General features: G+C 45.2%; 13 protein-coding genes and 1 pseudogene. 5 read left to right on the top strand and 9 right to left on the bottom strand.

What is annotated here, in order from left to right; translation table 11 throughout:
* Window positions 1-103: 103 nt before the first annotated feature.
* Window positions 104-1,027, bottom strand: coding sequence for a LysR family transcriptional regulator (locus J8Z23_RS20315; protein ID WP_301577308.1), 924 nt, complete (start codon window positions 1,025-1,027; stop codon window positions 104-106).
* Between the two features lie 138 nt (window positions 1,028-1,165).
* On the opposite strand from J8Z23_RS20315, the gene yjjG reads away from it, so the two are divergent.
* Window positions 1,166-1,840: a pyrimidine 5'-nucleotidase gene (gene yjjG, locus J8Z23_RS20310; protein WP_029800868.1), complete on the top strand. Its 675-nt coding sequence runs from the start codon at window positions 1,166-1,168 to the stop codon at window positions 1,838-1,840.
* 51 nt (window positions 1,841-1,891) lie between these two features.
* A complete protein-coding gene (locus tag J8Z23_RS20305; RefSeq protein WP_005393699.1) occupies window positions 1,892-2,431 on the top strand; it encodes an NUDIX domain-containing protein in 540 nt (179 codons plus the stop codon).
* Window positions 2,432-2,510: 79 nt separating this feature from the next.
* On the opposite strand, the gene J8Z23_RS20300 is transcribed toward J8Z23_RS20305, so the two are convergent.
* The 5 genes and pseudogenes from J8Z23_RS20300 to J8Z23_RS20280 all read right to left on the bottom strand — a co-directional run bounded on the left by J8Z23_RS20300 (window position 2,511) and on the right by J8Z23_RS20280 (window position 7,711).
* Window positions 2,511-2,945 (bottom strand): hypothetical protein, encoded by a 435-nt coding sequence (locus J8Z23_RS20300; protein WP_005393700.1) that lies wholly within the window; start codon window positions 2,943-2,945, stop codon window positions 2,511-2,513.
* A 20-nt stretch (window positions 2,946-2,965) separates the two neighbouring features.
* Window positions 2,966-3,517, bottom strand: a complete 552-nt coding sequence (locus J8Z23_RS20295; protein WP_170901966.1) for a YtfJ family protein — start codon at window positions 3,515-3,517, stop codon at window positions 2,966-2,968.
* A gap of 79 nt (window positions 3,518-3,596) precedes the next feature.
* Window positions 3,597-4,316, bottom strand: a complete 720-nt coding sequence (locus J8Z23_RS20290; RefSeq protein WP_015312843.1) for a carbonic anhydrase — start codon at window positions 4,314-4,316, stop codon at window positions 3,597-3,599.
* Window positions 4,317-4,394: 78 nt separating this feature from the next.
* Window positions 4,395-5,738: pseudogene (locus tag J8Z23_RS20285) on the bottom strand (OmpP1/FadL family transporter).
* 716 nt (window positions 5,739-6,454) lie between these two features.
* Window positions 6,455-7,711 carry a type 2 secretion system lipase gene (locus J8Z23_RS20280; RefSeq protein WP_145534286.1) on the bottom strand — a complete coding sequence of 419 codons (1,257 nt, stop codon included), beginning with the start codon at window positions 7,709-7,711 and terminating at the stop codon, window positions 6,455-6,457.
* Window positions 7,712-8,177: 466 nt separating this feature from the next.
* On the opposite strand from J8Z23_RS20280, the gene J8Z23_RS20275 reads away from it, so the two are divergent.
* Together J8Z23_RS20275 and J8Z23_RS20270 are read left to right on the top strand one after the other, a co-directional pair.
* Complete coding sequence (locus J8Z23_RS20275) at window positions 8,178-10,211, top strand: S8 family serine peptidase (protein WP_434635304.1); 2,034 nt, start codon at window positions 8,178-8,180, stop codon at window positions 10,209-10,211.
* Window positions 10,212-10,220: 9 nt separating this feature from the next.
* Complete coding sequence (locus J8Z23_RS20270; protein ID WP_005395359.1) at window positions 10,221-10,568, top strand: hypothetical protein; 348 nt, start codon at window positions 10,221-10,223, stop codon at window positions 10,566-10,568.
* A gap of 122 nt (window positions 10,569-10,690) precedes the next feature.
* On the opposite strand, the gene J8Z23_RS20265 is transcribed toward J8Z23_RS20270, so the two are convergent.
* The 3 genes from J8Z23_RS20265 to J8Z23_RS20255 form a co-directional block, all read right to left on the bottom strand.
* Complete coding sequence (locus J8Z23_RS20265) at window positions 10,691-11,947, bottom strand: PTS ascorbate transporter subunit IIC (RefSeq protein ID WP_075984400.1); 1,257 nt, start codon at window positions 11,945-11,947, stop codon at window positions 10,691-10,693.
* A 9-nt stretch (window positions 11,948-11,956) separates the two neighbouring features.
* The gene (locus J8Z23_RS20260; RefSeq protein WP_020834885.1) at window positions 11,957-12,244 is read right to left on the bottom strand and encodes a PTS sugar transporter subunit IIB; all 288 of its coding nucleotides are present in this window, start codon (window positions 12,242-12,244) and stop codon (window positions 11,957-11,959) included.
* A 67-nt stretch (window positions 12,245-12,311) separates the two neighbouring features.
* Complete coding sequence (locus tag J8Z23_RS20255) at window positions 12,312-12,755, bottom strand: PTS sugar transporter subunit IIA (protein ID WP_005463973.1); 444 nt, start codon at window positions 12,753-12,755, stop codon at window positions 12,312-12,314.
* A 249-nt stretch (window positions 12,756-13,004) separates the two neighbouring features.
* Here J8Z23_RS20255 and J8Z23_RS20250 point away from each other — a divergent pair, with 249 nt between their 5' ends.
* A complete protein-coding gene (locus J8Z23_RS20250) occupies window positions 13,005-14,033 on the top strand; it encodes a LacI family DNA-binding transcriptional regulator (RefSeq protein ID WP_005463961.1) in 1,029 nt (342 codons plus the stop codon).
* Window positions 14,034-14,067: the final 34 nt, after the last annotated feature.

Genomic DNA, 14,067 nt, shown 5'->3' with positions numbered 1-14,067 from the left:
TATTGGTTTTGGCGGATTGCCTGTTGAGTTCCAAATAAGGTTACGCGGATGGAATGTCAGAACATGTCAGTAGTGAAATCTCACTCACTTATCATCAATATGGTTATTTTTCTGGGCGGTTGTAACGATCCCAGTAAGGTAAATCTGTGCCGAGTTTTTCGCTGATAAAATCGATAAAGGCTCTTACTTTCAACGGCATGTGCTTGCGCTCAGGGAACACCGCATAAATGGCGTGTTCTGGTAGAGAATACTCTTCCATCACTGGTTTTAGATTTCCTGCGGCAAAGTCTCTTCCTGCAATAAACGTTGGCAGTTGCGCAATGCCCGAACCTCTTAACAGCAACTGGCGAATGGCTTCGCTGTTATTGACGATAAAGTTTCCTTTTGGAAGCACCTTGTATTCGCTGCCATTGTTGATGAACATCCATTCGACGCCGCCACGGAAATAGGAGTAGCGAAGGCAGTTGTGACTGACTAAATCACTTGGTTTTTGTGGTGTGCCGAACTCCACTAAGTAATCTGGCGAGGCACAAAGCACACTTTTACAAGGGGCGAGACGTTTTGCGATTAGATTGGAAGAGGTGAGTTCACCAATACGGATCCCCAAATCAAAACCGTCTTTAACCAAATCGACCATTTTGTCTTCGAGGTTTAAATCCACTTCAATTTTCGGGTAACGAGCGAGAAACTCGCTGATCAAAGGCGCGATATGCAGCACACCGAAAGACATCGGCACGGTTATTTTGAGCCGACCTTGTGGAGAACCTTGCAGCTCCGATACCGCGTCCACGCCTTGCTGGGCTAGGTTGAGCGCTTGAGAGGCGTACTCAAAATAGCGTTCTCCTGCTTCGGTCAGGCTCAGCTTACGCGTAGTTCGATTAAGGAGACGAATGCCCAAATCGTCTTCTAGTTGGTTGATGCGTTTGCTGATCGCCGATTTCGTCAGATTCAGCTGTTTGGCCGCAAGGGAAAAGCTGCCGCATTCGACAACAGCAACAAAAACGGGCAGGGAGGCAATCGCGTTCACATCAATCTCCTATCATCGTGAAGCATTTATTGTTGAGCACAAGGATACAATTAATTTCCAATTATAGAGATTATCTTCAAGAAGAAAACAATCTAGACTATGCACCAGTATTACGACCTTGATTTTGGGAAGAAGAAAATGAAGTACGATTGGATCCTGTTTGACGCTGACGAAACCTTATTCCACTTTGATGCTTTCAAAGGTTTGCAGCTTATGTTTTCTCGCAAAGGCGTAGATTTTACTGAACAAGATTTTGCTCATTACCAAACCGTAAACAAACCGCTTTGGGTGGATTACCAAGACGGCAAAGTAACGGCAGATGAGCTAAAACATAACCGCTTTACCGAGTGGGCTGAGAAGTTGAATACTACAACAGCCGATCTCAATAGCGCATTTTTAGAAGCAATGGCCGATATTTGCAGTTTGTTGCCAGGTGCAAAAGAGCTGATGGAAGCGCTGCAAGGCAAAGCTAAAATGGGCATCATCACCAACGGTTTTACAGAGTTGCAAGCAATTCGCCTTGAGCGCACAGGGATGACTGAATATTTCGATAAAGTGGTGATCTCTGAACAAGTGGGCGTAGCAAAACCGGACTTAGGTATTTTTGAATACGCGATGCAGCAAATGGGCAACCCATGCAAAACGCGCGTACTGATGGTGGGTGACAACCTGCATTCCGATATTCTTGGTGGCAATAACTTTGGTATTGAAACTTGCTGGTTAAATACCACAGGCGCAAGTGTCGATGAGCGTATCGCACCAAATTACACTGTTGAGTCTTTGAGTGAACTAAAGAACATTTTGGTGGCGTAACCGAATAGGGTATTATTCCGCAGTAACCCTCAGAAAAATCAAGGAATAACCATGCCAGACATCAAACAGCTAGACAGCAAAGTCGTTTACCAGAATAAGTGGATGACGGTGCGTGAGGACAAAATTTTACGTCCGAGCGGCGCAGAGGGCATCTATGGTGTGGTCGACAAACCTGATTGTGCTGCGATTCTGGCTATCGATAATGGGATGATTCACTTGGTTCAGCAGTACCGTTACACCGTAGGTCAACGTTGCTGGGAGATCCCACAAGGGGCGTGGGAATCAAACCCAGATGCGGATCATCTTGAGCTTGCCAAAGGTGAGCTACGTGAAGAAACGGGCATGCAGGCGAGCGCCATGGCGTATGTCGGCGCGCAGTTTATCGCATACGGCTTTTTGAATCAGACATGTCACGTCTACTTCGCCAGTGATTTAACGGACGTGGGCAATCAACTCGACAGTGAAGAAGAGGATTTGATCACGCGCGCTTTTTCTGTTGAGGAGTTCGAACAGATGATGATCGACGGTACGATTAAAGATTGTGTCACCATCGCTGCTTATGGTTTGGCGAAGCTGAAGAAATTCATTTAGTTATCCATGACGATTTTTTAATGAAAAAAGCGGCCTAGTGCCGCTGTTTTTAGTTTGGGAGAGCTCGTTGAGCCATCGCTTACTCGTCGATTTTCTTACCTAAAATTTCTACTTTCGCTTTCTTGGTCACCCCCGCGACTTGCAGCGCTGTGCTGCCAACCGATTCATAGTTCAACTCGATCTTGTCTAATTTCGCGTTATCTTTCGTTGGTAGGCTTAAGCTTCTTGATGACATGCCTTTAGTCAGAACACCTAAACTGTCGAACGTCTTTTCCTGACCATCTTTCATGATCACTTTAACGCTTTTCAGATCGACCGTACCTTGCGTACATTTGATTTTGATGTGGCTGAAACGAGCGTTAGCAAATGGTGATAGTGGATTGACTGTGTCGGTTTCCGATTTAAAACTGACGGTTTTATCTGCAATCTTGTCCCAATCGTTGTCTCCAGCAACCGATTGGAAAGAGGCTACAGCCGCTAAAAGACAGAGTGCGATGGTGTTGAACAGTTTCATAGCTTTTCCTTACCTTAGGTTTAGATATTCTGTTTAATCAGTTCGATGACGTGTGTGACTTCGTCTTGAGTTAAAGCCCCTTCTTTCACGAATAAAATTTCGCCTTGTTTATTTTGTACGATAATCGCAGAACTTTCTTGCTGTAGATCCCAAGTTGTTGCTAATACGCCATTTTTGTCTAACACCATGGAAGACCAAGAGAATGTCTTTTTGCTGTCCTCTGCCGACGATTTCACAAATGTACCGGTTCCCCAAATGGCGTCTTCTTGGTTGATCACGGTTGTGGTCTGATACTGATCTTCAGGAAAGTGAGCGGCAGTGATTGCTGACATCAGCGGCGCGTTCATCTCTTTAGCTTTACTACGACCTGCAATGGCTTGTATCACACGGACTTTGCCTAACATCTGCTGAGTTGCCCAAGGTTGATAAGCCACATCGTCTCCTTGCAGCGTCATTTCGCCATAGGTATCAATGCTGATGGATGGGCTAGTTTGACCGACAGAAAGGTTATGAGAGAAGGCGAGTGTCGGGGCGAGTGCGAGTAAGAGTGACAGAACAGATGGAGTTTTCATTGGGGGTTCCTGTAACGAAGTGAGGTTAGAGCGAATCAAAATAAGGGGCAAATACGATGCCCCTTATCGGATTTGGCGATTAGTTAGAAAGTACAACGCGCGCATTTAACGGTTGCAGCGGACGATTGTTTTGTCCCATGACTTCCATCAGTTTCGCGGCTTGATCTTTGGATAAGGTTTGAGTGTCTTTAAGCACAAACCAGCGCACACCTTCTGAACATGGCGGTGTGGTTAAAGAGCCGTTAAATCGATAGTAGTTTGCAGTTTTTGGCAGTAAGTCATTAATCTCAAAAGTATCTTTAAAGAACGTGGTTTGATTCTCTTGTGGGATTGCGCTGATCAGTTTAGACAGTGCTGCGTTTTGATCGCCAGCATCAAACATCACCGAAATTACCGCCAACTCGCCATCTGCGTTGGCGTGCACAAAGTGCGCTTCAAGTGGATATTGGCGGCCTTTGATTTGGTTTTCTGAAGGTGTGTGGAAATGGAACTGTTGCAGCTCGAACGTCTCGCCATCGATGGTGAAGCTGTTACGTCCGTTCACTTGCGCTTGCAGCGTATGACCATTGTTGGTTAAACCAATGACCTGACCAGTGTACGAAAGGTTCAGTGCTTCCAGTTTTGCATCGGCTGGGTTGTCGATGTTGATTGGGCTTTGGTTTTTCGTGGTTGCGCAGTCTTTGGCGATTTCTCCCCAGTGCTCTGGCCCGTGTTTGTCATTGCCATAGCCCCATTCTGAAGCCTGAGCCGCGCCTAGAGTGAGAAGTGAGAGTGAAAAAGCAAGTAGTGTTTTGTTCATAATAATGTCTCTGTTCGGTCGCTTTGATAAGCGTTGTTACAAGGCAATGACCTAGAGGTTTGATCACTGCCTGACAAATTAGAAACGGTGGCTGAGTTGGGCACCAATTAGGAACGCATTTGAATGGGTCACGCCCGTTACCATCGGTGCAGGAACACCTTCATACGCGTACTCTTCTACGTTGACATCTTCACCAATCAAGTACGTCATGCCGATGTCAACCGTGGTATCTGATGACCATTGGTAAGAGGCTCCCGCAGATAACCAGTGACGGTTCGAATCTGGGATAGAAAGCGAAGTCAGCTCATCGACAGGTGTTTTGTCGAACATGTAACCCGTGCGAAGTGTCCAACGTTCATTGGCGTACCAAGTCGCACCGATGGAGTAGTGCGCGGAGTCTTGCCACTGAAAATCTTTTAGCAACTAATCATCAGCTTTCAAGCTGTCAAATGCTGACCAACCAATCCACTGCACAGAATAGTGCAGGGCAAATTTAGGTAAGACGCGGTGATAACCGGAAAACTCCGCAATATCCGGTAGCGGCATAGCAAGCGAGTCGTACGATTCGCCAGCAAAGTGGATGTCGCCCTTGGCATCAATGTTAGGGCTGTGCTTGTAGCTTAAACCTAAGCGATGACGCTCGTTAAACTCGTATATCATGCCAATGTTCGCGCCAAGCCCAATGCCACCAGCTTCCACATCAAGTGCGTTGCCTTTTACGGATCCACAGCGTTGTTCTAGTTCGTTTCCAAGTATGTTCCCACCAACGCAAACACCCACGTCCATATCGCGGTACAGCTCACCAGAGCCGTAAATCACATCAATACCACCACCGATACTAAAACGGTCGTTCACCTTGTATGCCAAGCTTGCGCCAAGGTTGACACTCGCTACGCTGGTGACACCGCCAAAAACAGGTGCGCCATAGTTTGGTTTAAACTCCATGTCGGTTCCGAAGTTGGAGTATGCCGATAAGCCTAGATACCAGTCGTCGTTGATAGGGTGAATAAAGTAAAAATTGGGTACAACGGCTGGTTGACCAACGCCATCGACGTCATCAATGTCTGTCACGGTTTGAGAGAAGGACGGGGTAATGTCAACTTGAGGGGACGGAGGAAAACCGCCCATACCAACATTGACATCCGCATTAATATTAGCTCGATGATATTGCGCATTTTTAACGGTAACGTCAGGTTTGACGTAAGTGACACCGAACGATAAGGCATTTTGTTTAAACAGCGTCATCGCTGCGGCGTTGCGGCTGACTACAGACGCATTATCACCAATAACAGCATCACCAGCAAAAGCACGACCAAGACCCGTCGCCGAATGTTCGTTAATTTGAAAACCACCGGCATACGCCGTCGATGAGGCTAAACCGATTAATAAATAAATCGGTGAAAGAGTGAATTGTCGCTGCATGTTTTTTCTCATGAATTAATTAGAGATTGTATTGCAACGAAAATCAGTAAAATAAACAAATCTGATCAGTATATTTAGGGGTGAAACTAACAGTATGTTGACAATAAATAAATTTAACTTAATAAATATTTATTGGTGAATTTATTAATGGTTCATGTCGTGAATGTGGTGATTATTTTACGTGTAAATTAAACTCAGAGCCTCTATTCTTATTTTTGCGGTATTACTTCTCTATTTTTATTGTGCTGACTGTTCCCTAACAAACAGAGGCAAATCCAGCGATAAAGTGTCCGTGATGGAAACTCTGAGTCATTTGTATTTCCATTGCATCCCAACGTTGGTAGTTCGAATCAGCAAGAGAACTATCGTTTTAAACCCACATGACACACTCCTCTCGGTCTTACCTGTGTTATGTGGGTATTTTTTATTTAACTTGCCACTTAACTCCTCTTTAAATTCAATAATCAAAATGACCATAATGAAATTTAAATGGATGGCATATTGAATAATTTTTATTTTACTGGTTTGTTGGTATTTAAAAGTTTTGTTTATAATACTTATAACTTGAAATTTTGTATTTCAATTGTTGTTCATCTATATTTAAATATAAAAGTAGACTCATGTATATGAAAACAAAATGACCACGATATTTCGTGGCCATTTTTATCATCAAAGTATTTATGATGATTAAGAATTTAACCTATAAGAAAGTCTTATTAAAAGCGAAACTCTTCTAAGTTATTGCTGCTTTCCAACATTTTTTCAGCAACATAACGATGCGTGGCAGTGGTTGGGTGAGTCACATCCCAGAACACAAACTTATCTGCGCCAGATGCTGCACATTCAGAACGTAATGAGTGAGTGTACATGTAATCCACAGAAGATGAGCGGTTGATGTCCAGACAAGGATCACTTGCATTCACGAACCCGTGTTCTTCTGGTGCCGAGGTTAACGTCTCAAACAGCGCGTGCGTATCAAACAATGAAATGTTGTAACCTTGAGCTTTATAGTACATCGCTTGTGCTTTGATGAACTCGTTCATTTTCAATACTTTCGCGCGAATCGTTTCAATTTCTTCCTGCGTTGAGTATTTGAACTGTGGTGCTTTGGTTGCGTCTGGCAGTGTCATCAACATGAAGTTCTTCGCGCCCGCGTCTGTTAGACGAATCAGAGCTTCAGCGTAATCCGCTTTTACTTCCGGCACGCTACGGTTGTAGTTCATGAAATCATTTAAACCAAACTCCAACGTAAACAATGTGTTTGCTGGGTTGTAGTTTTTCGCCAGTTTTGTGTAGGTCAAGTAAGAAGAAACTTGTTCGCCGACACCTGTTAGCGCAATGTATTGGTTCTCACCTGCTGCGCCGCCAACTGCCCAGTTATAAAGCGGTAAGTTTTTGGCTTTAGCCACGTATTCCGTCCAAACAAAACCGTTCGAGAAGTGACCTAAGAACCAGCTGTTTGGGTTAGGGAAGCGCCATTGGGAAGCGTTAAAGATGTTGCCTGTATCAGATAAGCTGTCGCCCAAAGCCACTACTTTGTTGATTTGATCTGGTTGCATTGCAGCATCATTGCTCCAGATCGTGTGGTTATAAGAATAGCGATTGTCAGCAGCAAAAAACGTAATGTCTGCGTTCTCGTTCGCCAGATCTAGTGTTTCTTCACAGCGCTGGCGAATCACGTTTTGTGAAGTGTTGGTGTAGAACATGTTTTTAAATGAAACAGAGCTCCACCAATAACCGTCGATAGTGAAGTCACTACCATCTTCGTTTTTCGCCCATTTCCAGTCGGTAGCCGCATCATCCTTAGAGTGGCTCGTACGATACCAGCAGCGAACGTAAGTATAGGTTTGATTTTCTTGCGTGCTGACCACTTCAGACGCAGAAACCATTTCTGGTGATAATGTTGGCTCCTCTGCAACGGCAGAGGCAAGCGGAAGTAATGCAGTTAATAGTGTGATTGTTTTTTTCATCATTCACTCTTCTTGTAATGGTTATGGTTCCGAATACGTGAATACGCTCGGCTATAACAGTATTTAGATGAGAATTTTTCTCACTAAACCTTCTAATTCTGAGTAAATACTCAAGACAGTCAACAACTAAATATTCAATATTTCAGTTTTGGCACCACGGTCAAAAAATCCATTCAGCATAGCAATCGATTAAATGTGTATTATTTAGAATAATTACTCACTAACATTAATTTAACATGCACTTTTTGTTAATTAAGTGATTGCTTTATAAGGTTTTGTTTATGCTTTTTGATGTTAACTAAAAATGTTTATTGAATGATCTTTTGTACAAAGTTGTATATTCATGAAACAAATTGTTTGGCATTTTTGGCCTATAAACTATAGCTGAAGCTCTCATGCGAACATCATGGTGATGACTTTTCATGAGAATATAGTGAATAAAAATTAGCTCAAATAAGGAATAGGGCAAATGCACTACGCAACAAGTAAAAAACAAGGCTTATTTTCGTTGTCTGCCGTAGCGATAGCACTGACCACTTCTATGTCAGCGTTTGCGGCTCCACCAATGGGATTTGATGAATCTAAGTTACCGACGAAGTACATCGTCAAATTCAAAGAAGATGCAGTCAGCCGATCTTCAATGGGTGGTAACTCTTTTTGGGGACCACGAATCGCGCAGGAGTCTGTTTTACAACAGGTGAAGGCACGTAAGGTGGAAAAACTGGGTAATCGCGCCATTTACAGCGTTGAGTTGGATGGTGATGACTTAGAACCCCTTCGTAATCGCAGTGATGTGGAATATGTCGAAGTCGATCCGCCTCGCTATTTGCTCAGCGAAACTACCCCGTGGGGTTATGAAGCGGTTAATGCTCAACAGTTAGATGACTTCAATGCTGGTAATCGCACTGTATGTATTATCGATTCAGGGTATGACATCTCGCACAACGACCTAAGCGGTAACCGTGTTGCAGGTACCAACGATAGTGGTACAGGATCATGGAGCGATCCGGGTAACAATAACGCCCACGGTACTCACGTAGCAGGTACTATCGCAGCGATTGCCAACACCGAAGGTGTGAAGGGTGTGATGCCAAACCAGAATGTGAATTTGCACATCGTGAAAGTATTTAACGAATCAGGTTGGGGTTACTCATCTGGGCTTGTTAAAGCGATCCAAACGTGTGCAGATAATGGTGCCAACGTTGTGAACATGAGTCTTGGTGGTAGTCAATCAAGCCGAACTGAGCAAAATGCACTGCAAAACATTTACGATCAAGGTGTTCTGCTAATCGCCGCAGCTGGTAATGACGGTAACACCGCACACAGCTACCCAGCTTCTTACGATTCAGTTATGTCTGTTGCTGCTGTCGATAACCAAAATGATCATGCGGCGTTCTCGCAATCTACTGATCAAGTTGAGATCTCTGGCCCAGGTGTGGCGATCTTATCAACGGTTACGGTAGGCGAAGGTAAACTTTCTGATATTACCTTGAATGGCGTAAGCCAATTTGATCGCGGCATTGTCCCTCACAATCGTTTGATCAATAACGGCTCTTCGTATGTGCCAGATCCAATCGCTGGTTCAGTAACAGCAATGCTAGATAGCTGTGATGTATCTGGCGGTAACTTTAACTGTGGTGATATGTCGGGCAAAATTTGTTTGACTGAGCGTATTGGCAACCAGTCTTCAGGTAACTACCCAGAAGTGGATGCAGTTCAGGCTTGTTACAATGCGGGTGCGCGAGCTGCAATCGTATACAGCAACTCTGAACTACCTGGTTTACAAAACCCATTCTTGGTAGACTCAAACAACACTTATCGTATGGTTTCGGTGACGGTTGACCGTGCATTTGGTCAAGAGCTGTTGGGGTATGTTGGTCAAGAAATTACGGTTTCAACCACCTCTGGTGAAGATTACGAGTACTACAATGGTACATCGATGGCAACACCTCATGTAACTGGCGTAGCAGGCTTGGTGTGGAGTTACCACCCAACGTGTACAGCAGCGCAAGTACGTAATGCCCTAGTTCAAACGGCAACAGACATTGATGTCGCTGGACGAGACAACCGCACAGGTCACGGCCTAGTGAATGCGGAAGCGGCGAAACTGTTCTTGGATGCGGGCTGTAACGGTCCTGACGGTGGCGGTAGCTCTTCGGACTCTAGCTTCTTAAACACCAGCCCTGTTGCGATTCCTGACAACAAATCTTCTGGCGCAATCAGCGCAGTAGATGTCGATCGCTCTGGTGATTCAGGTACAGTAAGTATTGACGTTGATATTAGCCACACTTACATCGGTGACCTACGAGTGACGCTAACTTCACCGACTGGTGGAGAAGTCGTGCTTCACGATAATACTGGCGGCAGCGCTAACGATATCAAAGCCACTTTCCAAGCGGATTTCTCTGGTTTTGAATCACAAGGTTCTTGGGAACTAAAAGCGGTAGACAGTGCCAGAAGAGACACAGGCACAATCAACAGTTGGACTCTGACTTTTCAATAAGGAGTGGCTATGAAGAAGTTGACCTTACTTTCTTTGTCTGCGGTGAGTGCTACCGCACTATTGGCAATCGGACTAAGCTCGGCCAGCTTGGCGAACAATCAAGGATTTCCGCTCGTGGATGAACGTTCTGAACAAGCTGAGCAACAACCTACGCGTTACTTTGTTAAGTATCACAAAGGGAAAGAGAGCGAAGTGAGAGCGCTTCTTCGTCAACATAACCTTAAAGTGGTTGATGCGTTGGTGAAGCAACAGGTACTGGTGGTGAGCGGCGAACAAGCGGACGTCGATAAGCTATCTGGTAACGAATCCGTTGAATACACCGAGCAAGAACCAACGAGAAAGTTGTTGTCTCAATAAGATAGCCTCAATATGAAAAACGCCCCTCACGTGAGGGGCGTTTTGTTTGAGTGCTTTTCCTGCTAGAGCCTTTGAGAGATGAATGCCGACGAGCCTAATTCTGCATTCATAAGAATAAAAGATTAGCGCACAATCAGGCCAAGTAGGATACCTACAATGCCGAAGTCAGCATCACTGAATGTTGTGTTTGCAAAGCCAAGATCACCCAGTACTGGCATTAGGAAGACTGGTAGGAAAGTAATCAGTAGACCTTGTGCAAACGCACCTAGAATTGCGCCGCGACGACCACCTGTTGCGTTACCAAATACACCCGCAGCCGCACCCACAAAGAAGTGTGGAACTACACCAGGGATAATCACAGTAAGACCCATCACGTAAAGTAGGAACATGCCCACTAGACCGGCTGCAAAGCTCGATAGGAAGCCCACCAATACCGCGTTTGGCGCGTATGGGAACACAACCGGACAATCCAGTGCAGGTTTTGCGTTTGGTACTAGTTTGTCTGAGATGCCTTTAAATGCAGGAACGATTTCTGCGATAACCATACGTACACCTTGCAGGATAACGTATACACCACCTGCAAATGTGATGGATTGCATTAGCGCAAACATAGACCAATGTTTACCGCCACTGACTTCACGGACAAAATCACCGCCAGCGAACAAACACGTCACCATAAAGATGATGCCCATGGTGAAAGAGATCGCCACTGGCGTATCGCGCAAGAACAGCAAGCTTTTAGGGACATTCATCTCTTCAGTAGAGTGTTCTTTGTTACCGAATTTGCTGCCAATAAAGCCAGCTAGCACGTAAGAAAGGGTAGAGAAGTGACCAATCGCAACGTCGTCAGAACCTGTTACTTGCTTCATGTATTTGTGCGCAATTGCAGGGAAGAATACCATTACAGAACCCACAACCACAGAGCCAAGCGCGATCAGTGGAACACCTTTCATGCCGCTAGATGCCAGAATCGCTGCTACCATCATCGACATAAATAGTGTGTGGTGACCGGTTAGGAAGATGAATTTCCATGGCGTGAAGCGAGCGATCAAGATGTTCACTAACATACCGAAGAACATGATCATCGCCATCTCTTTACCAAACGCTTCTTGCGCGATAGAGACGATAGCTTCGTTGTTTGGAACCACGCCTGTAATGCCAAATGCGTGTTGGAAAATGGTCGCGAAGTCGCCTAGCGAGCTCACAACTAAGCCTGCACCTGCGCCAAGCACGATGAAACCAAGAATGGTTTTTACCGTGCCTTTAATGCACTCGGTGACCGGTTTTTTCTGGGCAATTAAGCCGATTAGGGCGATGAGACCGACCAGAACCGCTGGCTCTGATAGGACATCGTTCATTAAGAAACTGAAGAATTCCATAACGCCACCTTATAGAGCGCCAAGCTCTTGTAGTGCCAAAGATAAACGCTCTTTCATTGCGACTTTGTCGACCATGTTATCAAGCGCTACGATACGTTGTTCAACGCCAAGTGCTTCCAACTGTTCTGCAATGTCTTTTGTGCCGATGAAAATGTCGCAACTTGTGCCTTTTGCTGAGCCAAGATCGATGTGATCCACTGCGGCATCGACGTTCAATTCTTTTACGATGCTTTTGATGCTCATTTCCATCATTAGGCTAGTACCAAGACCGTGACCGCAAACAACCATAATTTTCATAATTCAGACCTTTTCTTTTTTATAGGGGGTATACCCATTTGTGAATGGGGTATGTCAGGAGTAAAACTTAGTATTTGTCGATGATCGCAAGAACATCTTCTTTGCTTTGAGCGTTGCAGATGGCCTCTACATGCTCTTCATTCATAAACAATTCCGCCAGTTTCGAAATCGCATCAACGTGGCTATTACTGTCCGTTGCCGCTAGCGTGACCAGCATTTTTACTGGGTCATTTTCTTCAGAGTTAAAATTGACGCCGTTTTGGATCACCGTGATCGCCAATGACAAGCGGTTAACGCCATCTTCAGGGCGAGCGTGTGGCATCGCCATGCCCGGACCTACCACGTAGTAAGGACCAAGCTCTTCGTGCGAGCGGTAAATTGCCTCAACGTAACTTGGTTCTATCGCGCCATTTTCAATCAAAGCTTCACAAGATTTGCTGATCGCATCTTTCCAGTCGGTTGCGTCAGAATGGATGCGAATGACATCAGAGGTAATCAGTTCACGTAGCATTGGAATGTTTCCGATTTGTTGTTTTGTTGCTGCGTACTTTATCGATCAATTTGCCAGAAAAACCTGAGAGTGATCACAAATGGTAGCGCTATCTGATAGCGCTACCATTAATTGTGATAGCGCTATCATTTTTATCAGGCATCGAAGTTTCATGTGCTGGTGTTCGAGTTCTAATGCGCTAATATCAAAACCATTAAAGCGCTGTGATAAGATGTCGCAGCTGAAATTAGAGAACATTAAATAAAAACAATGAGCGAACCTCGCAAACGAAGAAGTACCGGCAATGTCACTTTGGCTGATGTCGCCAAACAAGCAGGCGTAGGCACGATGACGGTGTCGCGAGCATTACGAACGCCAGAGCTGGTATCCGATAAGCTGAGAGAAAAAATTCAACAAGTGGTTGATGAGCTCGGCTATATCCCGAACAAAGCCGCAGGGGCACTCGCATCTGCAGAAAGTTATTCCATCGCTCTTATCATTCCGTCACTGTTTGAAAAAGCATGCGCGCATTTCTTACCAAGCTTCCAACAGGCGTTAAACAAAGCGGGTTATCAACTATTGCTGGGTTACAGCGACTACTCGATTGAGCAAGAAGAAAAGTTGCTTTCGACTTTTTTAGAGAGCCGTCCTGCGGGCGTTGTACTGTTTGGAAGTGAGCATAGTCAGCGAACGCATCAACTGTTAGAGGCATCAAATACGCCAGTGTTAGAGATTGCCGAACTGAGCTCAAAGGCCAGTTATCTCAACATTGGCGTGGATCACTTCGAAGTGGGTAAGGCCTGTACCAGACACCTGATTGAACAAGGTTTTAAGAACGTTGGTTTTATTGGGGCGCGCGGGAATCACTCGACGTTGCAACGCCAGTTACACGGTTGGCAAAGTGCGATGATTGAAAACTATCTCACCCCAGATCATTTTCTGACGACTCATGAAGCGCCATCTTCACAATTGGGGGCGGAAGGATTGGCGAAGTTATTGCTACGCGATTCAAGCTTGAATGCTTTGGTGTGTAGCCATGAGGAGATAGCAATTGGTGCGCTCTTTGAGTGCCATCGCCGCGTGCTCAAAGTCCCGACCGACATTGCCATTATTTGCCTTGAAGGCTCTTCTATGGGGGAGCACGCTTACCCAAGTTTGACATCGGCAGAATTTGATTACGAGCGCATGGGCACCAAGGCGGCAGAAAAACTGTTGCATGCCATCAAAGGTGAGCCAGAAGAACGGCCGACCAGTATGGGCTTTAAGCTAAAGCGTCGAGCAAGTACCGCGATTAACTGACACTTCCGCTTTCCATAAATACAAAAAGCCTCTC

The organism is Vibrio sp. SCSIO 43086 (assembly GCF_051132235.1).
Taxonomy (GTDB): Bacteria; Pseudomonadota; Gammaproteobacteria; order Enterobacterales; family Vibrionaceae; genus Vibrio; species Vibrio diabolicus.
Note: the sequence above shows the minus strand (reverse complement) of the source record. Positions and strands in the feature narration are given on the sequence as shown.